Annotated in this window: 22 protein-coding genes; 13 read left to right on the forward strand and 9 right to left on the reverse strand. The window is 47.6% G+C overall.

Annotation, left to right across the window (positions count from 1 at the left end):
- Window positions 1-24 precede the first annotated feature (24 nt).
- Both FSB84_RS15470 and FSB84_RS15475 read right to left on the reverse strand, forming a co-directional pair.
- Window positions 25-960, reverse strand: coding sequence for a transglutaminase-like domain-containing protein (locus FSB84_RS15470; RefSeq protein ID WP_225980078.1), 936 nt, complete (start codon window positions 958-960; stop codon window positions 25-27).
- 259 nt (window positions 961-1,219) lie between these two features.
- Window positions 1,220-1,501 (reverse strand): hypothetical protein, encoded by a 282-nt coding sequence (locus FSB84_RS15475; RefSeq protein WP_158643929.1) that lies wholly within the window; start codon window positions 1,499-1,501, stop codon window positions 1,220-1,222.
- A gap of 307 nt (window positions 1,502-1,808) precedes the next feature.
- On the opposite strand from FSB84_RS15475, the gene FSB84_RS15480 reads away from it, so the two are divergent.
- Window positions 1,809-2,795 (forward strand): type I glyceraldehyde-3-phosphate dehydrogenase, encoded by a 987-nt coding sequence (locus FSB84_RS15480; protein ID WP_130538846.1) that lies wholly within the window; start codon window positions 1,809-1,811, stop codon window positions 2,793-2,795.
- 8 nt (window positions 2,796-2,803) lie between these two features.
- On the opposite strand, the gene FSB84_RS15485 is transcribed toward FSB84_RS15480, so the two are convergent.
- Window positions 2,804-3,121, reverse strand: a complete 318-nt coding sequence (locus FSB84_RS15485) for a response regulator (protein WP_158643930.1) — start codon at window positions 3,119-3,121, stop codon at window positions 2,804-2,806.
- A gap of 155 nt (window positions 3,122-3,276) precedes the next feature.
- Between FSB84_RS15485 and FSB84_RS15490 the strand changes: the two genes are divergently transcribed.
- Window positions 3,277-3,621, forward strand: a complete 345-nt coding sequence (locus FSB84_RS15490; RefSeq protein WP_130538848.1) for a hypothetical protein — start codon at window positions 3,277-3,279, stop codon at window positions 3,619-3,621.
- Complete coding sequence (locus tag FSB84_RS15495; protein WP_130538849.1) at window positions 3,584-3,949, forward strand: hypothetical protein; 366 nt, start codon at window positions 3,584-3,586, stop codon at window positions 3,947-3,949. Before FSB84_RS15490 ends, FSB84_RS15495 begins: the two co-directional genes overlap by 38 nt.
- Here the strand turns inward: FSB84_RS15495 and FSB84_RS15500 are convergent, their stop codons facing one another.
- Entirely contained in the window at window positions 3,950-4,381 is a 432-nt protein-coding gene (locus FSB84_RS15500; protein ID WP_130538850.1) for a response regulator, read from the reverse strand.
- A 294-nt stretch (window positions 4,382-4,675) separates the two neighbouring features.
- Between FSB84_RS15500 and FSB84_RS15505 the strand changes: the two genes are divergently transcribed.
- Complete coding sequence (locus FSB84_RS15505; protein WP_130538851.1) at window positions 4,676-5,047, forward strand: hypothetical protein; 372 nt, start codon at window positions 4,676-4,678, stop codon at window positions 5,045-5,047.
- Window positions 5,048-5,348: 301 nt separating this feature from the next.
- Here the strand turns inward: FSB84_RS15505 and FSB84_RS15510 are convergent, their stop codons facing one another.
- Genes FSB84_RS15510 through FSB84_RS15520 form a run of 3 tightly spaced genes read right to left on the reverse strand, consistent with a single transcriptional unit; the run spans window position 5,349 to window position 8,043 of the window.
- Window positions 5,349-5,516 carry a DUF1328 family protein gene (locus FSB84_RS15510; protein ID WP_130538852.1) on the reverse strand — a complete coding sequence of 56 codons (168 nt, stop codon included), beginning with the start codon at window positions 5,514-5,516 and terminating at the stop codon, window positions 5,349-5,351.
- Window positions 5,517-5,551: 35 nt separating this feature from the next.
- The gene (locus tag FSB84_RS15515) at window positions 5,552-7,042 is read right to left on the reverse strand and encodes an alpha-amylase (RefSeq protein WP_130538853.1); all 1,491 of its coding nucleotides are present in this window, start codon (window positions 7,040-7,042) and stop codon (window positions 5,552-5,554) included.
- Window positions 7,043-7,053: 11 nt separating this feature from the next.
- A complete protein-coding gene (locus FSB84_RS15520; RefSeq protein WP_130538854.1) occupies window positions 7,054-8,043 on the reverse strand; it encodes a Gfo/Idh/MocA family protein in 990 nt (329 codons plus the stop codon).
- 114 nt (window positions 8,044-8,157) lie between these two features.
- On the opposite strand from FSB84_RS15520, the gene FSB84_RS15525 reads away from it, so the two are divergent.
- The gene (locus FSB84_RS15525; RefSeq protein WP_130538855.1) at window positions 8,158-8,997 is read left to right on the forward strand and encodes an SDR family oxidoreductase; all 840 of its coding nucleotides are present in this window, start codon (window positions 8,158-8,160) and stop codon (window positions 8,995-8,997) included.
- A gap of 2 nt (window positions 8,998-8,999) precedes the next feature.
- On the opposite strand, the gene FSB84_RS15530 is transcribed toward FSB84_RS15525, so the two are convergent.
- Complete coding sequence (locus tag FSB84_RS15530) at window positions 9,000-10,403, reverse strand: sensor histidine kinase (RefSeq protein WP_130538856.1); 1,404 nt, start codon at window positions 10,401-10,403, stop codon at window positions 9,000-9,002.
- A 190-nt stretch (window positions 10,404-10,593) separates the two neighbouring features.
- On the opposite strand from FSB84_RS15530, the gene rpoN reads away from it, so the two are divergent.
- The 8 genes from rpoN to ligD (FSB84_RS31075) all read left to right on the forward strand — a co-directional run bounded on the left by rpoN (window position 10,594) and on the right by ligD (FSB84_RS31075) (window position 20,490).
- Window positions 10,594-12,006, forward strand: coding sequence for an RNA polymerase factor sigma-54 (rpoN, locus tag FSB84_RS15535; RefSeq protein WP_130538857.1), 1,413 nt, complete (start codon window positions 10,594-10,596; stop codon window positions 12,004-12,006).
- A 61-nt stretch (window positions 12,007-12,067) separates the two neighbouring features.
- On the forward strand, window positions 12,068-13,537 hold the full coding sequence (locus FSB84_RS15540; RefSeq protein WP_130538858.1) for a sigma-54-dependent transcriptional regulator: 1,470 nt from the start codon (window positions 12,068-12,070) through the stop codon (window positions 13,535-13,537).
- 3 nt (window positions 13,538-13,540) lie between these two features.
- On the forward strand, window positions 13,541-15,166 hold the full coding sequence (locus FSB84_RS15545; RefSeq protein WP_130538859.1) for a sensor histidine kinase: 1,626 nt from the start codon (window positions 13,541-13,543) through the stop codon (window positions 15,164-15,166).
- A 15-nt stretch (window positions 15,167-15,181) separates the two neighbouring features.
- Entirely contained in the window at window positions 15,182-16,630 is a 1,449-nt protein-coding gene (locus FSB84_RS15550; protein WP_130538860.1) for a hybrid sensor histidine kinase/response regulator, read from the forward strand.
- 50 nt (window positions 16,631-16,680) lie between these two features.
- Window positions 16,681-17,463 carry a non-homologous end joining protein Ku gene (ku, locus tag FSB84_RS15555; RefSeq protein WP_130538861.1) on the forward strand — a complete coding sequence of 261 codons (783 nt, stop codon included), beginning with the start codon at window positions 16,681-16,683 and terminating at the stop codon, window positions 17,461-17,463.
- Window positions 17,464-17,487: 24 nt separating this feature from the next.
- Window positions 17,488-18,369, forward strand: a complete 882-nt coding sequence (locus FSB84_RS15560; RefSeq protein ID WP_225980079.1) for a DNA polymerase ligase N-terminal domain-containing protein — start codon at window positions 17,488-17,490, stop codon at window positions 18,367-18,369.
- On the forward strand, window positions 18,350-19,570 hold the full coding sequence (ligD, locus tag FSB84_RS31070) for a non-homologous end-joining DNA ligase (RefSeq protein ID WP_207234165.1): 1,221 nt from the start codon (window positions 18,350-18,352) through the stop codon (window positions 19,568-19,570). Before FSB84_RS15560 ends, ligD (FSB84_RS31070) begins: the two co-directional genes overlap by 20 nt.
- Window positions 19,567-20,490, forward strand: coding sequence for a non-homologous end-joining DNA ligase (gene ligD / locus FSB84_RS31075; protein WP_207234166.1), 924 nt, complete (start codon window positions 19,567-19,569; stop codon window positions 20,488-20,490). Before ligD (FSB84_RS31070) ends, ligD (FSB84_RS31075) begins: the two co-directional genes overlap by 4 nt.
- On the opposite strand, the gene FSB84_RS15570 is transcribed toward ligD (FSB84_RS31075), so the two are convergent.
- On the reverse strand, window positions 20,487-20,774 hold the full coding sequence (locus FSB84_RS15570; protein WP_130538863.1) for a PLDc N-terminal domain-containing protein: 288 nt from the start codon (window positions 20,772-20,774) through the stop codon (window positions 20,487-20,489). The genes ligD (FSB84_RS31075) and FSB84_RS15570 overlap by 4 nt on opposite strands.
- Window positions 20,775-20,868: the final 94 nt, after the last annotated feature.

The following is a 20,868-nucleotide window of genomic DNA, read 5'->3' on the forward strand; positions in this document are numbered from 1 at the left end:
TCAGCTCAATTCTTTGAGCAGCGCCTACAGGTCGATAATAGCAAATGCTTTCTCACTGAGGTAGGGGCCGCCGGGATATTTGGCCGTGTAGTCAAGGTTGATCCAGTATTGTCCATCCTGTTCGTGATAAAAGATATTCTCGATGGCCTGATCGCTGAAGAGATGGATAATAGCCTGCTGCATTCTTTCAAATGCTTTTTCATCTCCCACATACAATTCAGGATAGAGATGACCTTCAGTCAATACCATCCGGCAATGGCCGCCGATGGCTTTGAGCGCTGAGGTCATGAGGATGGTATGATCATCACAGTCGCCGCCCATTCCGTTCTGAATGGTTTCCCTTGGCGTGGCGAAATATTCATCACGCTCGGAGTCCGATACATACTTGAAATGGTTGTTGATGTATTTGAAGAGTGAGAGCTGCCGAACGATGGGACCATACTTGGTATGGTATTCGTCGAAGTAATCCAGGGAATGTTCCACCGAAAAATTACGCACCACAGAGTCCTGCGAATTCACTTTGGATTGAAGGGCCTTTACTGTTTTTGCGAGGGGGCCTTCGAAGATGGTGGGGCTCAGTACAAGGTCGATCTCCTTCTGGCTTTTGCGTCCCCAGTTCTGTTCCACCATGGTCCTGTAATCAGACATGATGCGTTTGAAACCGTAACCGTTGGTGAGCTGGTTATATAGCAGTACCAGCACCAGCAGGGCCACTGCGGGGATGAGGAGGAAACGGAAGAGGCGCAGAACTATCCAGGTGAATACGGCGGCCAGTATAATGGACACCGTGAGATCGAGGTTCCAGTTCCCGATGATCAATGGCGGAATATACCGGTTGATCAATGGGGCAAGCGGTAATACTGTAAGCGCACTAATTATCACCAGCAACCATTTGCGGGTTGCCTTGTACTTATCATCCTGATAGTTCATGCCGGGCGTCAACTTATTTAATAAACTCAAATCGTATCAATTTATGAAATTCAACAATCCATATACGATATGCTGCAATATAGGAACGCAATTGACCGGTACAAATTTTTCTTACGGGTGAATGTATGCAAATTTTAGGCAATGGTCTGCCGGAGCAGAAAGCTTCCGGTCACCGCAAAGCAGTGAAGTCAGGTGCAGGTGTAAAAAGGGAGCAGGCAGAAGCGAAGAAAAAATGTTTATAGGGTGGGAGAAGTAGTGGCGGGACCGGAAGGCCCCGCCTATGAATTTTTTATTCATCATCCTCCTCATAATAGGCATCTTCATTATCGTTGTACACAGATTGCCATTCGCGTACTTTGTCGTCGCTCAGTAATTCCAGGATGTCGAAAATGGGATCATTTTTCTTCTTCCATTCCATCACAGGACCTTCTGCATAGCGTGTTACATACAGGCAATGATCGGTGTCAACGGTAACCTTGATCAGGGTAACAGGGCTTTCTTCTTTCTCCTGTACCAGGTAATAACAGCCAGTCTCTAACAGAGCATAAGAATACATACGGATCTCCTCCACTCTTTTTTAAAGTTTACAAAAAGAAGAATTAATGGTAGTAAGTCAGTTGGCTTCCCGTTAACCCGGGCGGTAGAATTTAATGAGCCTGGTAAGGCGAATCGTGGATTGGTTTTGGGATATTTCCACAGGACCAAGGTTCAGGTCAAATGTAAGACTTTATCCTTTCCCGGAATGCACCGGGAGGGTACCGCTTGTAAATTTTAGATATTGTTAATTTTTCATCCCTGATTATCAGTTCTTTATCCTTTTAACGATGTTCAGATGCCAGCTTCAGCTATATTTGCGCCTGCTTTAATGTTAGAAACCTATGCGAATAGCCATTAATGGGATGGGCAGGATCGGGCGACTGCTTTTCCGTCGCCTTGTGAACCATCCCGATATAGACCTTGTAGCCGTGAATGATATCATGGAGCCCGCCAATCTGGAATACCTTCTTCGATATGATTCTGTCTATGGAACATTTCCTCCCTCTATGGCCCTGGAAAACAACCAGTTGAAAACAGGAGGCAAGTCCGTTTCCGTATTCCAGCAATCTGACCCAACCGCACTTCCCTGGAAAGACCTCGGTATCGATGTAGTGCTGGAATGCTCTGGCATGTTCACCAATAAAGCCGGCGCCGGCATTCACCTGCAGGGCGGGGCTAAAAAGGTGCTGCTGTCCACCACCGGATCAGCAGATATTCCACTCATGATCTATGGATACAATCAGCATGCCCTCACCGCTGAGACCCCAATTCTGAGCCCGGGCGGCTGTATGACCAATTGCTCCACACATATCCTCTATATCCTCAATGCCATTGGTATTGAGTCCGTGCAACTGAATATCCTGCACTCTTACACATCACGCCAGGAACTGGTGGATGCGCCGCACAAGCAGTTCCGCAGGGGACGTGCTGCTGCCGAGAGCATCATTCCTGTGGAGATCGATCTGCAAACATCGCTGGAGAAACTATTCCCGATGATGGCGGAGAAGATCGCTGCCGTGTCTACCCGCGTGCCCGTTGCCAATGGCGCGATGGCGGATTTCACTTTGCAACTGAAGAATAAAGTCACCAAGGAAGAGATCAACAAGCTGTTCCGCACGGCTGCCCTGAATGAATACAAGGGAATCCTGGAATATACCGAGGATCCGCTGGTAAGCCTGGACATCAAGGGTAACACGCATTCCGTGATCGTTGATGGAACGCTCACCACTGTGGTAGGCAATCACCTGAAGCTGATCACCTGGTTCGATAACGAATATGGCTATACGAGCCGTATGATCGACTGGCTGTTGTACATGCGTCAACTATAAGGTTGCATTCAGAGATGATCGAGATCAGCGAAGGAGATAGGCTTGGTCAGTACCTGGAACTGAAGGCCCGGAATATCCGGCGTCTTTGGCTGGTAGCCGCTCATCAGGTATAATTTCAATTCAGGATTCACTTTCAGAAAAGATTCCACCTGCATCCATCCGATGCCGTCCGGGAGGTTATTGTCCAGGAACAGGATGTCCGGGTGCAGGGTTTGCATTTCCTGCACGCCTTCCTGCAGGGTATGCGTGTAATGAACAACGTAGTTTTTGCGGGAGAAGTACACTTTCAACAGTGAACAAAGGTCCTGCTCGTCGTCTATGATCAATATTTTCTTCGGGGTGCTCAGGTATTCGGCTTTTTGAACTAACGTTTAGCTCACTTGTTTAGTTGTGTAAGACCATCTGCATTTTAAGCTGCCTGCATTGAAAGGCATTGTTTTTTAGCAGAAAATTTCGTTCCAAAAATAAAAAAATCAATCATATGGCGGCTGTAGAAGAAAGAAATGAAACCGGACAACTCGCAGATGATGTGATCGAATTAGTACAAACGTACTACAAACTCACGCTGGTAACGGCCACCAGGAAGTCTTCAGGGGTTGCGGCATCCATTGTGGTGGTGTTGATAATTTCTGTATTCTTTCTGTTGGTGATCGCATTCGGAGGTCTGTCACTGGGGTATTGGTTGGGGAACATCCTCAGCAATATGGCCACCGGCTACCTGATCACGGCTGGTTTCTACCTGCTGGTAGCATTCATTCTGATTGTATCAAGAAAAAAACTCTTCGCTTATGTCAGAAACATTATCGTCCGTAAAATATACGAGTAATCCGGTGATCCGGTCTTATGCGGACCTGCTGAAAGAGGAAGAAGCGCTGCGTCATCAGCTGAGTTTGCAACAGGACGTTGTTGCGGACCAGTGGGAAACGGTGAAGGAGCAATATGCTCCTGCAGCAAAAATGATTTCTTCAGTAGGAAAATTCACTTCAGGAAAGGGGATAATAGCTGCCGGTCTGAACCTTGGGCTGGGATTGCTTTTCAGGAAAACAGGCGCACCTGTGATCAGGAATATGGCAACAGGATATGTTGCGGAAAAAGCGGCAGGACTGCTGGCAGGATTATTCAAAAAGAAGAAAAAGATTCCGGCCCTCAAATAATTAAAATGGGATGGAAGCAGTATTCATCCAATAGCTGCGGATCTCAAAGATCACTTTCACCAATGCATCGAAGCTCACGGGCTTCACTACATAGGTATTCGCTCCCAGTTCATAACAACGCCTGATCTCGTTTTCATTTTTAGTGGTGGTGAAAACAATAACAGGGATCTTCTTTAATTCAGGATGTTGTTTGATCTCCTTCAGTACTTCACGTCCATCTTTCTTCGGCATATTGAGGTCCAGAAGAATGAAACCGGGATAATTGATATCGAGGGTTTTGCTATGCATAATACCGGTAAGGTATTCAATTAACTCTATCCCGTTCTCAACAAATTCAAGTGAATCCGTAAAGCCGTTTTCTTCGAATGCAGTCTGCAACAGGAACCTGTCGTCGGCATCGTCTTCGGCTATGAGGATAAAGAGTTTTTGCATAAAGGGTTGGTAACGTTTCTACAAATGTAATTCCCGGATATGGAATAACAATGGGTACTGGGTATATTTAGCCACTCTATTCTTGCTTCAGGAAATCCTGTTAGCGCACTGCAGAAACCCGCAGCATCTGCTATGGGGCAGCTTGTAGCAATCACACCCCATCAACATTTTGAGTATGAAAAGTACAAATAGTACAAAGCTTTACCTGTTGGTAAGCGGTACGGTTTTTTTACTTATCCATTCAGAACAAAGCGAAAAGGGAATCAAAAATGTTGAACCATTAAAATGTGAAGTATGAACAAGCAAAATGATCCGAATAAGCAATCAGCTCAAAAACCTGAAGATAAATCAGCGAACAAACAGCACGGCAATAAGGATAACATAGAGCAGAATTTCGATAAGGGTCATAACAAGAGCGGATATGCGGAAAAGGAACCCAGAGAGAAACCAAATCAAAGCGGTCATCAGCCTAAAGTAACCAATGAGGAAAACGACATCACCAATACGGACCAACAGGACCGTATAGATGAAACGGAAGATCAGGGAACACAACGCGGTAAGTATTCAGACGATAAAGATCTCTCAGATAACAAAGATCCGGAGATCGATACACCGATCCACGATCCTGAAAAAACTGAAAAGAAAATACCGTCTATCAAGCAATAGACACCCGCCAGATAAGTGGATTCATCAGCTTGGCATTTACGATACAATAGCAATAGGACGGTTTCTATATAAAAATGAAGAACCACACATTGTGCGGAAAGATTTTGGGGCAGACGTTGATTTGGTTGAAAGCCTCGCCGGAAATGGCGGGGCTATTTTTATGCTTTCCCGGGAGGCGAACTAATACAGGTCACCTGCCGTCAGGTGGGTATCTGACAACAACACAAAAAAAGCCAGGAGGTATTACACCATCCTGGCTTGCCCGCTTATAATTGTCCGTTGCCTTATGAAGTCAGTTGTATTAATCAACACCCTTCGGTCGTCCTGCAATCAAACTCAGTAAGAAGAGGACTATAAAAATGAAGAACAATATTTTTGCAATGCCGGCAGCACCTGCTGCGATGCCACCGAATCCGAAGATAGCGGCTATGATCGCTACCACTAAGAATATGATTGTCCAGCGTAACATAGGCTTTCATTTTATTAATTATACTGTTTAAAATTTCATGCCAGCATGGCCATGGCTTCCTCGCGCACCCAAACGGAAACGCTTTCCCCATTGGCTTTAAAGGTTGCCTGCCCATGTTCATCTGTCTGCACTTTGTCCTGCCGGTTACCGGTACTGTCAATGAATGTTTTATTGGCGTGTGCAGGCCCCATATTCATCAATTTATCGCCCTCCTCTCCGTTACAGAGTACGATAGCGCAACCCGAAAACTCCATTTCTTCCACTCCTTTTCTTACCCAGCCGATGGTATTGGGATGATCAAAATGATCCTCCTGTTCCCCATACGAAAGCTTGTGGCGCACCTGCATCATTTTACCCAATGGGAATACGGGAACATGCTCGATGTTATGTCCATTGGTTTCATACCTGGCTCCGTAGAGATCAGGATAGAAAACGCAGGGCACGCCCTTTTCACGCAGCAAGACGAATGCATAGGCATGTTGCATGAACCAGTAATCCACCCAGCTTTCCAGGGATTGATGCGGCTGGCTGTCGTGATTGTTCACGAAGGTGAGTGCTTTGTCTGGCAATGCTTCCAGGATGGTGTTCTGGTACATGGTCCGCAGATCGTAATCTTTCTTCTTCATGGAGGCTTCATACATATTGAAGTGCAGCGGCACATCATACATGAGACAATACTGTTCCAGCTCATTGCAGTATTGTATGATGGAATCCTTGTTATGGCTCCAGTATTCGGCGATGCAGAAGAAATCCCTTCCATACACTTCCCGGATATACGGGATGAATTCTTTGAAAAATTTCACGGTGATATGTTTAACAGCATCGAGCCGGAACCCGTCTGCTCCCGTTGTTTCGATATACCATTTGATCCAGTGTTTGAGCTCTTCCCTGACGAATTCACGATCGAACGCGATGTCTGAGCCCATGAGGTAGTCGAAATTCCCTTTTTCCCCGTCCATCATTTGTTCCCATCCGTCCTGCCCGTTCTGGTGTTCCAGCAGATAGATCTGTAGCTCGTTATCACGGCCCAGGCTAACCGCAGTAAAGGAATCATGGTTCCAGATATAGTTGGAGTATTTTCCTTTTCTTCCCGGGAAGGTGAATTTGGTGAAGGCATCGATACCGATGGATTCAGGATAGATCTCATTGCGGTTCTCAGCATTCACGCGGCGGGCCATGATATGCTCCTGTTCATCCGCCCCCTGTTTGTGATTGAGCACCAGGTCGGCGATGGCCTGGATGCCGGCATCATGGAGGGCTTTGATACATTGAAGATATTGTTCTTTGGTGCCGTACTTGGTGCGAACTGTCCCTTTCTGATCAAATTCGCCCAGATCGAAAAGATCATATACTGCGTATCCCGGTTCTGCTGTACCGTTAGCTGATTTGTAAGCAGGAGGCAGCCAAACATGTGTTACGCCCAGCGATGCCAGGTGGGCTGCCTGTTCCCGGCAATGGTCCCACAGGGAACCATCATCAGGGTAGTACCAGTGAAAGAACTGGAACAGCGTTGAGTTTTTTTCCATGGCAAACTTTTTTATTCGAATGGATAACGAATGGAATGCTGGTGTCGGATAGTGTCCATCGTTTCGATGAGGTTGAGACTGAATTCAGGCGACATCTTTTCACTGCTGATCTTTCCCTGCCGGAGGCAATCATACACTTCTTCCACTTCAAACTGCAGTCCGCGTCCCTCCCATTGCACCGGCTCTTCACATTTTACACCATGATATTTTTCATAAACAATGGAAGGCGGCTTTTCGTTCCAGGGATTGGTGATAATGATCTGTCCGCTTGTGCCAGTAATAGTGGCTGTATTGGGTGTTTGCGTGATCAGTGAAGATTCCAGCATGGCATATTTATCAGCACCGAATTGCAACAGCATAGCGCAATTTTCGTCGATTCCTTTTTCGGAGCGTTTAATGGAAGAATGGATATTGGTAGGCTTGCCCATCAGGAGTTGCGACAGGAACACGGGGTAGATGCCGAGATCCAGGAGTGAGCCGCCGCCGAGTGAAGGTTCAAAATAACGACTGCCTTCTTCGCGCGGAGCCAGGAAGCTGAGTGAAGCATTGATATGCCTGAGCTCACCGATGGCTTCGTTCTGCAGCATCTCCTGTACCATGCCGATACTTGGCAGGAAGCGCGTCCACATTGCTTCCATGAGAAAAGTGTTGTACTGTTTTGCCGTTTCGAACATTTCGGCTACCTGACGTTTGCTGATGCCCATCGGTTTTTCGCAGAGCACAGGCAACTTATGTTTCAGACAAACCTGTGCTTCTTCGAAGTGCATCGGGTGCGGTGTGGCGATGTACACTGCATTCACCTGGGAGTGGGCTGCAAACTGTTCCAGATCGTCAAAGGAATCCGGCGCTTTAAACTTTTCTGCAAACTCGCGGGCAGTGCTCATCTCTCGGCTCAGTACCGCGCTGATACGGTGTTTGGCATTCTTTGCCAGGTGCAGGTCTTCTGCAAATGCTTCCGCAATATTTCCGGTGCCGATCACACCCCATAAAAATTCATCCATTCCGTTTTACTGTATTTGTATCGGATGGATAATCAACTGTTATACCCTCATTGGCTGTGGAGATTACACCTCAGTAACTGGTACAGGAATTTTACAGGAACAGAAAAATGGAAAATGGCAAAACTGAAAAAAACACCAGCAAAGCCCAAACAGAAAAAACAGCTGGACCAGATCAATATGATCATCCGGCCCGGGTACCTTGGGTCAGGAAGGCTGAAGGATAAAGTAGCCATCATTACCGGCGGCGACAGTGGCATCGGGCGTTCCGTAGCTGTGCTCTTTGCCCGTGAAGGAGCCGATGTGGCCATCGCGTACAGGAGCAGTGATAAGGATGCAAAGGAAACACAGCAACTGGTGGAAGCGGAGCAACGTGAATGTCTATTGCTGAAAGGAGACCTGAGCAAAGAAACATTCGCACGTAAAATGGTGAAAGATGTATACAGGCATTTCAAGAAGTTATCGATACTCGTGAACAATGCCGGCACTCACGAAGAGGATTATGATTTCCAGAAGATCAGTACCCGGCAGTTCCAGCACACATTTGATGTGAACATGTATCCTTTCTTTTATTCTTCCCAGGAAGCATTGAAAGTGATGGACAAAGATGGTTGTATCATCAACACTGCATCGGTAGTGGCTTTCAGGGGCAGTGAACATCTGATCGATTATTCCGCTACCAAGGGCGCCATTGTTTCTTTCACCCGCGCACTGGCGAAGAACCTGGCTGAATCGGGTATACGTGTGAATGCCGTGGCACCGGGACCTGTGTGGACTCCGCTCATCTTTGCCAGTTTCACCAAAGCACATGTGAATGATTTTGGAAAGAAAACACCGATGGGGCGAGCCGGTTATCCCTATGAGCTGGCCCCTGCATTCCTTTTCCTGGCCTGTGAAGATGCGGCATATATCACAGGGCAGGTGATCCATGTGAATGGAGGCGAAATTGTGGGATAGCCCTAGCGGTTAGGAACAGGAAAATACAAATAGAAAACAGCACCCTGGCCTACATATCCCGATGCGGAAACATTCCCGCCATGATTGATCATGATGCGTTTCACCATCGCGAGGCCAATGCCCTTGCTGTTGAGGAAGAGTTGTTGCGTTTCCAGTTTTTCAAAAATGCCGAAGATCTTTTCTGCAAATTCATTACTGAATCCCATCCCATTGTCCACCACGCTGATCTTATAATAAAGAGTGCCTCCGAAAACGGACAGCAGTTTATCACTAATGGTTTTGCCCACCGTTTCTTCATGTGTGATGGTGATCACCGGCGGCACATCGCGGCGGGAGAACTTAATGGAATTATCTATCAGTTGCTCAAAGAGGATGGCCAGTTGCATTGGAATTCCGCGCACTACCGGTAAGGTATTGGCTACTACCAGGCTGGCGTGGTTCATGGTGAGGCGCGCATCCACCTGTTCCGCCACTTTGAAGAGCACATAGTTGAGGTCCACGTCCACTGCGGCTTCCCGGTTTGAGATCAGGTTGGAGTACTTGGCCATGTCTGCCGTAAGGCCATGCATATGTTCTGCCGTGGTATTGATCTTTTCCAGCAACATCCTGGTTTCCTCATTCAGATTGCCATTTTGTTTGGTCAGTAAGCGGGTGGTAAAGGTCTGTATCTTACGCAGTGGCTCCTGCAAATGATGTGAATGTGCATTGGTCAATTGGTCCAGCTCTATATTGGCCCGGTTCAGTGATCCTACCTGGTTCTGCAGTTGCTGCTGAAAGCTGAGCCTTTTCCGAAGTTCTCTATTGATAAAGAGAAAACTGAGTACAAACACTACAGTGGCAAAAACGAAAATAGCATACAACAGTTTCGGGTTATTGGCCTGGTAACTGTCTTTCTGAATATTCCTGAACAGCAGCATACTTCTTTCTTCACTTTCTATCTTTCTCAGCACATCGTAATAATCATTCATCAGCACTTTCGATTGGAGAAGGCGAATATCCTGGCTGCTGTTCTCCCTTAGCGCTGCTTTGTTCACGTTAGTACGCACCTGGTTGAGCCGCTCGGAAACGATGCGCTTCAGGTTATTGACGTTGATCTGCTGTCTGTTGTTATCATTGGTGAGTGCGCGGAGACTATCGATCAGCGGATTGATCTTCGGTGCGTTGCTCAGTAAAGGCTCCAGCACAGTTGAGTCGCGCGTGAGGATAAAGCCGCGTTCACTGCTGATGGCATCTTTCATATACGCATCCACGCGACTGAGCAGATATAGTTTTTCATATGTATGTTCCACCGCATTGGAATACCGTTGCGTGTTCATCAGCCGCTGGTAAAAGAGAACGGCCAGAACAGTCAGTATCACAAAGGAGAGCAGGAAGGCGATATATATGTACTGAAATCTGAACTTCATGGAAGAGATTCCTCGATTTGTGGAAATAATTCTACATCTTCAAGAACCGGGCCGTTTACACGGCTATGATCCGGTTGTATTTTAAACCTGTTAAGAATCAGTGTGGTAGCGGAATCAAAAAGAAAATGCATAAAATCAAGTTTTTGGTTTAACCCTTGCATTACTAGTTGAACACAATTAATCAATTGCCATGATCTATCAACACCTTACTCAGAAACAGCAGGTACGGATACTGCCTCAACAGATCCAGTTGCTGAACCTGTTTCATCTGAATACGTTGGAGCTGGAACATCGCATACAGCAGGAACTGGAAGAAAATCCCCTGCTGGAGGAAGCACCCGCAGATGATAACAGCCTCAGAGAAGAAAGCGAAGTTATACAGGATTTTGCAGACTGGGATGAATTTGGTTACGATGATATCCCGGACTACAGGACCGAGTATGCCAATTATTTTACAGGTGAAGCCATTCCTGACCGGCCTATTGCGCAGGTGGCTGATTTTCGCGAGCACCTGAAAGAGCAATGCAGGCTGCTGCTGATGGAAGAAAAGGATTTTCAGCAGGTCTGCTACCTGATCGATTCTCTGAACGAGAACGGCATGCTGGACCAGGAGCTCAGCTCCCTGGCGGAAGACATGAGTTTTAAGTACGGCGAATGGATCGAGGCGCCGCAACTGGAGCGTTTGCTCAAAGTGATCCAAACACTTGATCCTGCCGGAGTGGGAGCCCGCGATATCCGCGAATGCCTGCTGCTGCAACTGGAACGAAAGAACACACACCGTCCGGATGTAGCGGCCGCTTTCAAGCTGGTGCATGATCATTTCAATGATCTGAAGAACCGTCAGCTCGACAAGATCATGGAGAGCATAGGACTGGAAGAAGATGAATTACGGATCGTGCTGGAACTGATCGCGGCATTGCCTTTGCAACCTATTATGGCAGCAACAGAGGAATCCGGTAACAGGAATTATATCGTTCCTGATTTCGTGATCGCAGTGGAAGGTGATACCATCGATGTGAGCCTTTCGCGCCAGCGTTCCTCTTCGCTCCATATCAGTCACAGCTGGATGGAGAACGTAAAGAACCAGTGTGCAAAGGATGATAAGGCGGCAGGACAATACCTCAAGAGTAAGCTGCAGGCCGCAGAATGGTTCATTTCGGCTATCCAGCAACGTGAAAGCACCATGCTCCGCGTGATGCGCACCATCGTGAAATGGCAATATGAATATTTTAAGGAAGGTGATCCGCTGATGATGAAACCAATGATCCTGAAGAATATCGCCAGGGAAGTGGGCGTGGATATTTCAACCGTATCCCGCATCACCAGCAACAAATATGCAGCAACGCCTTTCGGTAATATTTTGCTGAAAGACCTCTTCTCGGAAGGACTGGCCAACGAACAGGGAGAAGTAGTGAGCAACCGGATCATCCAGCACGCACTGGAAGAAGCGATTGCTGCGGAAGACAAGAAGAGCCCTTTCACCGATCATCAACTGGTGGTGATCCTTGCAAAGAACGGTTACAAGATCGCGAGAAGAACAGTGGCCAAATACCGTGAACTGCTGAGGATACCTACTGCGCAGATGCGCGCCGTTTGGGGATGATCAGCATAATAACCTTATCAATCGATTCAACGTACATTTATACCATAAAAACCTGCCAGCTATGCCAAAAGTCTTAGTCATTGATGATGATCGTGATATATGTTTCCTGATGAATAAGTTCCTGACCAAGCATGGTTATGAGACCGTGGAATCCTATTCTGCCAAAAAAGCCCTTGAGCTGCTGGAAGAGGTGAAGGATATAGACATTGTGCTGTGTGATTACCGGATGGAAGGAATGGATGGAAAGACCATGCTGCTGAAGATCAAGGAAAAATATCCGTCGATGCCCGTGATCATCATTACAGGCTATAATGATCTCAAAACTGCTGTGGATGTGATGAAGCTTGGCGCGTACGATTATGTGACCAAGCCGCTGTTCCCGGAAGAGATCCTCAATACCATCCAGTCCGCCCTGCAGCAGGCCGGTACTGCTCCTGCAGCACCCCCTACCAACGGCGTGCACGATGATGTAAAAAAAGAAAAGAAGAAAACGAATGGCAATAACGGCGATTATATTTTCGGTAACAGTCCTGTTTTCCAGCATCTGATAGACCAGATCTCACTGGTAGGGCCAACCGATTACAGTGTGATCATCTACGGAGAGAGCGGAAGTGGCAAGGAAGCCATTGCACAGGAGATCCATAAGAAGAGCAAACGCGCTGCCTTTCCCTTTGTGGCCATCGATTGCGGCGCATTAAGCAGGGAGCTGGCCGGTAGTGAACTGTTCGGTCATGAAAAAGGTTCTTTCACCGGCGCTATCAACCAGAAGCCCGGAAGCTTTGAACTGGCCAACGGAGGCACTATCTTCCTGGATGAGATTGCCAACCTGAGCTATGATATCCAGGTGAGCCTTCTGCGCGTGATTCAGGAACGGAAGATGAGAAGAGTGGGAGGTACAAAGGATATCCCGCTGGACGTGCGCATTATCATCGCCAGTAATGAAAAGCTCTGGGATGCGGCACAGAAAGGAAAGTTCAGGGAAGATCTTTTCCACCGGTTCAATGAATTCACCATCGAGCTGCCGCCATTGCGCCAGCGCAAGGATGATATCATGGTGTTCGCCCGTCATTTCCTGGATAAAGCGAATGAAGGATTGCAGAAAAATGTAAAAGGATTTTCGCCTGAAGTGGAAGAAATTTTCAGGAATTATGTATGGCATGGGAACCTTAGAGAGCTCCGCAACGTAGTTAAAAGAGCAGCCCTGCTCACCGATGGTGATTTTATCGAGGTGCGCAGCCTGCCTTTCGAGATCAGCAATTACAAGAAATTGTTGTTCGAGCATAACAATGAGCAATATGCGGAAGCTGCACAGGTAGCCCCGCCCGTGGTGGTGGAAGAACAAAGGCCGCTACGCCGCGCACCCTTCGAGAACAGTCTCAAGGAAGCCAGCATCGACCTGGAATATGAACTGATCCTGAAAGCTCTGAAGGAAACCAATTTCAACAAGAGCAAAGCCGCCAAACTTTTGAATATAGACCGGAAAACGCTGTACAATAAGATCAAACTATATCAGGAATTAAATAATCGTTAGCGGATGAGACGTGAAGAAGCCAATAACAACATCTCATATCTGAAAATGGTGACGAATGATAACGAAGAAGGAAAGAATTCCGTGAACCCTGTTGAAGAGGTGAAAAAAGTAAAAGAACTGTACAATGATGTGGAAGGACTTTTACTCTTCGGTACCTGGCAATGGGATATTCAAACGGATAAAGTCACCTGGTCGGATGGCATGTTCCGGATCATGGGATATGATCAGGAAACAGCCAGCAATGAGGTAACCGATGATTTCTACCTTGCCCACCTTGAGCCGGGAGATGCAAGGCAGTTCCGGGAGATACGCGCTGCGGCCATTGCAGACAAAACTCCTTTCGAATACACTTATCATGTGATCACGCACGATAAGCGTGAGCGTGTGATCACCACCAAGATGAAATTCGAATACGATGAAGCTGGTAACGCAATAAAAGGGATCGGCATCAACCGCGATGTAACTGAGAAAACACAGCTGCTCCGCGATCTGATGCACTATAAGAAAATGGTGGAACAGAAAGAGGAATTCCTCAATCTGGGTACCTGGGAACTGTCGCTCGATACACAACAGATGGTGATGTCGGACGGGATGAGCAGGCTGCTCGGCTACTCCGATGGAATGAGCGGAGCAGGAATGGACCTCTTCGAATTCTTCCGGTCACATCTTTCCTCGGAAGACGTAAAGAAGACCAATGAAGCCATTCATGAGATCATCGAAAACGGCGAGACCTATGTGCGGCAATCATCTATCTTCACTACAGACGGGCAATCCAAAACCATCGAGTCTTTCGGTAAAGTGCAGCTGGATGCACACGGAAAAGCCGTGAAGATATTTGGTATCACACATGATGTTACCAAGCTCAAGGAATACGAACAGAAACTCGAGATAAAAGTGGACGAGCTCAACCGCTCCAACCACGAACTGGAAGAGTTTGCATACGTGGCTTCGCATGACCTGCAGGAGCCACTGCGCAAGATCAGCACATTCGGGGAAAGGCTTCGCAACCGCTGTGGCGACCAGCTTTCAGAGGAAGGCACCGTTTACCTGAACCGCATGCTGGCTTCTGCCGAGAACATGCGCGTCCTGATAGACAATCTGCTGGACTTCTCCCGCGTTACGCGGATGCAGCATCCATTTGTGAAAACGGATATCAAAACACTTGTTCAGCAGGTGGTAGATGAGCTAGATCTGAGCATCGAGGATTCGCATGCTTTCATCGATATACAACCAATGCCGGACATTGAAGTGAATCCCGTGCAGATAAAACAATTGTTCCGCAACCTGCTTACCAATGCGCTCAAATTCCAGCGCCCCGGTGTGCCGCTGCGTGTCAGCATCAACAGCAATAAACTGAGCAGGGAGGAAAAAGAAAAAATGAAACTCCGTTCTGCAGGTAACTATTATAAATTTGTGGTGTCAGACAATGGCATCGGCTTCGAAGAAGTGTATGCAGAAAGGATCTTCCAGCTCTTCCAGCGATTGCATGGAAAAGCCGAATATCCCGGATCAGGCATTGGACTGGCTATCTGCAAAAGGATTGCAGACAACCATGCAGGCATGATCTCTGCCACCGGCGCTCCTGACAAGGGAGCTGCTTTTACCATCATCCTGCCCGAATCACAATAAACCCCGGTCTTATCCATGCTCATTTCCACTGAACCCATACGTATCCTGATCATAGACGATGATGAAGATGATTTTTTTATCACCAGCACACTGGTGAAAGAGATCAACGGGAATTTCAAGGTGGACTGGTGCTACAATTACCAACAGGCGATGGACCATATCTGCCATTACAGATATGATCTCTACTTCATAGATTATTATCTCGGCGCGCGCACAGGCCTCGATCTTTTGAAAGAGGCGCTGCTGCGCAATTGCGAAGCGCCGCTCATTCTTCTCACCGGCAAAGGCAATCACAAGGTAGACATGGAAGCCATGCTGGCCGGAGCAGCCGACTACCTCGTCAAGAGCGAACTCAATGCAGAAAAACTGGAACGCTGTATCCGCTACTCGCTTGCGAATGCACGGTCCATGAAAGCGCTTCGCGACAATGAGCTGAAATACCGTAATATCTTCGAGAAATCTAAAGACGCTATATTCCTTGCAGACACTGCGCTGCAATTCCTTACCGTTAATCAGGCCACCAACCAGCTATTCAATTATACATCGGAGGAACTGGCCAGCCTCACGCTTTATGATCTCATGCCCAACAAACAGGCTGCTGAATACCTGGCCCTGCTGTTGAAGGAAAAAGGAGAAGTGGAAGACCTGGAGCTTGACCTGCTCAACAGTGAAGAAGAAGAACTGCATTGCATTTTCTCCGCTACTTCCGTTGAACGGCCCGATGGCTCCTTCTATATGCAGGGCATCCTGCACGATATCACCAGTCTCCGTAAGGCAGAAAAGAACCTGGTGATGAGTGAGAAGCTGGCCGCAACCGGCCGTCTGGCGCGCACACTTGCCCATGAGATCAGGAACCCGCTCACGAATATCCATTTATCGCTTGACCATCTCCGTCATGATGGCCTCACAGAGGAACAACTCAGCTACTACCAGATCATCCTCCGCAACACCAAACGAATCGGCGCCATCATCTCCGAATTACTGGATACGGCAAGGCCCACGGACATCATCCTGCGCAAAGTGCCATTACAGGATATCATGGACGAAAGCATCACCGCTGCCATGGACCGCATCATGCTGAAACAGATCAAGACCAGTATCAGGTACCCCGATGATATCGTGGAAGTGATGGCGGACAAAGAGAAGCTGAAGATCGCCTTCCTGAATATCATCATCAATGCCGTGGAGGCGATGACTGAAGGGGAAGGAGAGCTGGAGATCAACCTCAGCAGCCAGCCACAGCACTATGAAGTGCGGATCACAGACAATGGCTGTGGCATCTCTCCTGAAAACCTGCAGCGCCTTTTTGAGCCTTATTTTACTTCCAAACGCAATGGCCTCGGCCTGGGGCTGGCAGCCACCCTCAATATCCTGCAGGCGCACCAGGCAGGCGTGGACGTTCATTCCACACCCGGCAGCGGCACCATGTTTGTACTTTCTTTCCGTAAGGAAAAAATTGAGTAAATTACTATACCCCCCAGGCCCGTACCGTAACTCATCTAAAAACTACCGGTATGCGTGCAATTTGGTCGGGCGCCATCGGCTTCGGGCTGGTGAACATTCCCGTAAAACTCTACAGCGCTGTCCAGGAAAGCTCTCTGGACCTGGACATGCTCGATAAGAAAGATCATGCCAATATCAAGTTCCAGCGCATCAACGAAAAAAGTGGAAAAGTGGTCCAGTGGGCCAATATCGTGAAAGCCTATAATCTCGACGGGCGCTATGTTGTGCTTGATGATAAGGATTTCGAAAAGGCCATGCCCGAAAAAACAAAGACCATCTCCATTTCCACTTTTGCCGAAGAATCCGAGATCGACAGCATGTACTGGGAAACGCCTTATTACATGGAGCCGGACAAATCCGGTGCACGCGCATACGCGCTGCTCTGGGCAGCCCTCAATAAAAGTGGAAAAGTAGGACTGGGTTCCTTTGTGCTGCGCACCAAAGAAACGATCTGCGTGGTGAAGGCGGAAGATGGGGTGCTGGTGGTGCAAAGGCTTCGTTTCGAAGAAGAGATCCGGGATCACTCAGAGTTGAATATCCCTGACCTGACTGCGAAATCAGTAAAGCCGGGTGAGCTGAAAATGGCCATGAGCCTGATAGAGCAGCTATCCGGCCCATTCGATATCTCCGAGTTCAAAGACACTTACTCTGAAAAGCTGATGAAACTGATCAAGGCCAAAGCGAAAGGAAAGAAGATCACCACACCGGCACTCAAAGTGGTGCACTCACGCGCAAGCGATCTGATGAGCCAGTTGAAAGCAAGCCTTGAAACGAAAAAGAAACGCGCTTCCTGACAACATTGATCAAAATGGAATATCATGCTCAAAGATTATAAGAAGAAAAGGAATTTCAGGAATACGCCCGAACCTGCCGGTAGTAAGCGATCTTCGGGTGATCATCTCCGTTTTGTAGTGCAACGCCATGATGCCACACGCCTGCACTATGATTTCAGGCTGGAACTGGATGGCGTGCTCAAAAGCTGGGCAGTACCGAAAGGACCGAGTATGAACCCCGCAGACAAACGGCTGGCCGTGCAGGTGGAAGACCACCCGGTGGATTATATCGATTTTGCCGGTGTGATCCCCGAAGGCAATTATGGCGCAGGGGTGGTGCAGGTTTGGGACCATGGGAATTATATTCCCGTGAATGCGGAAATAGAACCGATCTCCGAAAAGGAAGCACTGAAATGGTTGAAGAATGGTGAGATCAAATTCGTGATCCAGGGCAGCAAGCTCAGTGGTGAATTCGTGTTGGTGAGATTGAAACGCGATGAAAAGAACTGGCTTCTCATCAAACACAATGATGAGTACGCAGTGAAAACGAAATACGATGCGGAAAAGCTGATCAAGGGAAAATCGAAAAAGGAAATTTTTGCAAAGGGCGCAAAAGGAGAGAAGGTATGGGAGAGTAACAGAAGCGCAAAGACCACATCCGGCAGGGCAACAGTTTCCCGGAAGGCTGGTTCCGCAAAAAAAACAGCCAAAGCAAAGAAGCCGGTATCAGGTGTTGCTTCAAAGACAGTGGGCAGTAAGCCCCGGATCTCCTCGGCAAAACCTGCTTCAAGAACTACAAAAGGTTCAAAGACTGTTTCAGTTGTGAAGTCTGCTGGCCGGAAAACAACGGCCACTGCTGCCAAAGCCTCTTCAAAGTCCGCCCGCAAACCTGTTTCAAAAAAAGCATATGGCACAAAAAAAGCCTGATAAGAAAAGTGCAGCAAAGAAAGCGGCCCCTGCAAAAAAAACAGCAGGAGCCGGCAAGCCTGCCGGGAAAGCTTCATCAAAAAAAGCAAGGTCCGGCAAACCTGTGCCAAAGAATACTGCCACTAAAAAAACGGCTTCCGGTAAAGCTGCTGCAGCAAAAGCATCATTGCCGAAAACCACCGTTCCCAAAGCAGCACCGGTTACAGGTGCTATAAAAACTACAACGAAAAAACGGCCTCCTTCTAGAGTCTTCGGCAATGAAGGCCGCAAATACGAGGAATATATTGAGCCGATGCTGGCCAGTCTTGAAGATCATCCATTCGATAATGATGAATGGATCTTCGAGATGAAATGGGACGGCTATCGCGCCATTGCAGAATGGAAAAAGAAAAAACTGAAATTGTATTCCCGCAACGGCCTTTCCTTCGTTCAAAAATATCCTCCGGTTGCTGAAGCCATCACAAAGATCAAACATGATTGCGTGCTGGACGGCGAGATCGTTGTGCTGAACGAAGATGGGCGGCCACGTTTCCAGATGCTCCAGGAATATGAGCAGGACCCCCGCTATCCCATTCACTACTACGTGTTCGATCTGCTCTTCCTCAATGGCAAAGATGTGCGCGAATTACCATTGCTGAGCCGCAAGGAATTGCTGAAAAAATTATTGAGCTCCTGCAAAGGTGATGTGATTCGCTATTCAGATCATGTAATTGGAAGCGGAAAGAAATTTTTCCATCATGTAAAGAAGCTTGACTTTGAAGGCATGATGGCCAAAAAATCAGACAGTGAATACTATTCAGGTATCCGTACCCGTGAGTGGCTGAAAATAAAACACCACAATAACCAGGAAGCCGTGATTGCAGGATTCACTGCACCAAGGCGAAGCCGAAAATATTTCGGTGCATTGATCCTCGGCGAGTTCAAAGGCCGCAGGCTGCAGTACATCGGGCATACCGGAACGGGTTTTACACACGATAAGCTGAAAGAATTATGGGACCTCATGCAGCCCCTGATGACGGCCCAGTCGCCATTTGCAGAAAAGATAAAAGTGAACGCACCCGTCTCCTGGATCAGGCCGGAACTTGTTTGTGAAGTAAAGTTCACGGAACAGACCAATGAAGGCATTCTCCGTCACCCTGTTTTCCTTGGATTACGGGAAGACAAAGCCGCCACAGCAGTAACGAAAAACAATGACAGATGAAAGCAGCAGAAAAAACTGAAGATATCGTACAGGTAGACCGTCACCAGCTGACTATCACCAACGTTAACAAGATCTATTTTCCAAAAGACAAGATCACCAAGGGAGATGTGATCGCCTATTATGATATGATGGCGCCGGTGATACTTCCTTATCTGAAAGACAGGCCGCTATCGCTCAAACGCAACCCCAATGGGATCACCGATAAGGGGTTCTATCATAAGGACGCCGGCGAGAACGCACCAAAATATGTAAAAGTGTACCCTGAATTTTCTCCTTCGTCCAACAAAACAGTGGACTATATCGTGTGCAACAATAAAGCAACACTGATCTATCTCGCCAATCTCGGTTGCATCGAAATGAATCCCTGGAATTCCACCACACGCAGCGCAGACAAGCCCTCCTATATGATTATCGATATCGATCCGTCACCCAAAAATACTTTCGACCAGGTGATCACCGTTGCCCAGGCTGTGCAGGAAGTGATGACCAATGCAGGGGCCATCGCTTATCCCAAAACCTCGGGGGCAACGGGTATTCACGTATACATGCCCCTGGGTAACAAATACGATTATGAGATCGTGCGTGAGTTCGGCAGGATCGTGGCTACAATGGTGAATGAGATGCTGCCCGGCATGACCAGCATCGAACGTTCGCTTAAGAAAAGAGGGAATAAGATCTATATCGATTTTCTGCAAAATTCAAAAGGACAAACCCTGGCATCGGCTTACAGCCTGCGTCCGCGCGATGGCGCCACGGTATCCACTCCTTTACTATGGAAAGAAGTGAAGGCTGGTCTTCATCCTTCGCAATTCACGATTCACAATATTCAGAAGAGGGTAAAAAAACTCGGTGATCTATTCTTTATGGTGTTGAAAGAAGGCAACAATCTGAAGACCTGCCTCAAAAATCTGGGTTACTAAGTAACGATCCTGTTCCTTTTCTGATGCAGGATATAGAACAGTAGTCCTCCCATCACCGGTACAGATATGGTGATGATCAGCCAGAACATTTTCTGGTAAAAACGAAGGTCGTCCGCAACGATCACATCCCAGATGCTCCATACCCAAACAACGCCCATTACTATCAATCCTGCGTACAAAATGTAAATGCCGAAATCATATTGTTTCATCAACATCAACCCGAGCAGGATGATGACTGTTCCTGAAATGCCGATAATTAATCCGGTCTTGTTCAACGTACTCATATGTTTCAGTTTTCCATTGATGCGTACCAATGTTATGCCACCCGTGGAACGCTCCTGCACAAGCTGTGGAGGCGTGTCTACAAACGAATACCCT

This window comes from Pseudobacter ginsenosidimutans, from assembly GCF_007970185.1.
In the GTDB taxonomy this organism is placed as follows: domain Bacteria; phylum Bacteroidota; class Bacteroidia; order Chitinophagales; family Chitinophagaceae; genus Pseudobacter; species Pseudobacter ginsenosidimutans.

What these genes read in the sequence shown, in the direction of transcription:
- ligD (WP_207234166.1), top strand. Translation starts at nt 19,567, where the DNA reads ATGAAAGCAGCAGAAAAAACTGAAGATATCGTACAGGTAGACCGTCAC.
- FSB84_RS15525 (WP_130538855.1), top strand. Translation starts at nt 8,158, where the DNA reads ATGGCAAAACTGAAAAAAACACCAGCAAAGCCCAAACAGAAAAAACAG.
- FSB84_RS15505 (WP_130538851.1), top strand. Translation starts at nt 4,676, where the DNA reads ATGAACAAGCAAAATGATCCGAATAAGCAATCAGCTCAAAAACCTGAA.
- FSB84_RS15500 (WP_130538850.1), bottom strand. Translation starts at nt 4,381, where the DNA reads ATGCAAAAACTCTTTATCCTCATAGCCGAAGACGATGCCGACGACAGG.
- FSB84_RS15545 (WP_130538859.1), top strand. Translation starts at nt 13,541, where the DNA reads ATGAGACGTGAAGAAGCCAATAACAACATCTCATATCTGAAAATGGTG.
- FSB84_RS15515 (WP_130538853.1), bottom strand. Translation starts at nt 7,042, where the DNA reads ATGGAAAAAAACTCAACGCTGTTCCAGTTCTTTCACTGGTACTACCCT.
- FSB84_RS15495 (WP_130538849.1), top strand. Translation starts at nt 3,584, where the DNA reads ATGTCAGAAACATTATCGTCCGTAAAATATACGAGTAATCCGGTGATC.
- FSB84_RS15570 (WP_130538863.1), bottom strand. Translation starts at nt 20,774, where the DNA reads ATGAGTACGTTGAACAAGACCGGATTAATTATCGGCATTTCAGGAACA.
- FSB84_RS15550 (WP_130538860.1), top strand. Translation starts at nt 15,182, where the DNA reads ATGCTCATTTCCACTGAACCCATACGTATCCTGATCATAGACGATGAT.
- FSB84_RS15540 (WP_130538858.1), top strand. Translation starts at nt 12,068, where the DNA reads ATGCCAAAAGTCTTAGTCATTGATGATGATCGTGATATATGTTTCCTG.
- FSB84_RS15510 (WP_130538852.1), bottom strand. Translation starts at nt 5,516, where the DNA reads ATGTTACGCTGGACAATCATATTCTTAGTGGTAGCGATCATAGCCGCT.
- ligD (WP_207234165.1), top strand. Translation starts at nt 18,350, where the DNA reads ATGGCACAAAAAAAGCCTGATAAGAAAAGTGCAGCAAAGAAAGCGGCC.
- FSB84_RS15490 (WP_130538848.1), top strand. Translation starts at nt 3,277, where the DNA reads ATGGCGGCTGTAGAAGAAAGAAATGAAACCGGACAACTCGCAGATGAT.
- FSB84_RS15520 (WP_130538854.1), bottom strand. Translation starts at nt 8,043, where the DNA reads ATGGATGAATTTTTATGGGGTGTGATCGGCACCGGAAATATTGCGGAA.
- FSB84_RS15530 (WP_130538856.1), bottom strand. Translation starts at nt 10,403, where the DNA reads ATGAAGTTCAGATTTCAGTACATATATATCGCCTTCCTGCTCTCCTTT.
- FSB84_RS15560 (WP_225980079.1), top strand. Translation starts at nt 17,488, where the DNA reads ATGCTCAAAGATTATAAGAAGAAAAGGAATTTCAGGAATACGCCCGAA.
- ku (WP_130538861.1), top strand. Translation starts at nt 16,681, where the DNA reads ATGCGTGCAATTTGGTCGGGCGCCATCGGCTTCGGGCTGGTGAACATT.
- FSB84_RS15480 (WP_130538846.1), top strand. Translation starts at nt 1,809, where the DNA reads ATGCGAATAGCCATTAATGGGATGGGCAGGATCGGGCGACTGCTTTTC.
- rpoN (WP_130538857.1), top strand. Translation starts at nt 10,594, where the DNA reads ATGATCTATCAACACCTTACTCAGAAACAGCAGGTACGGATACTGCCT.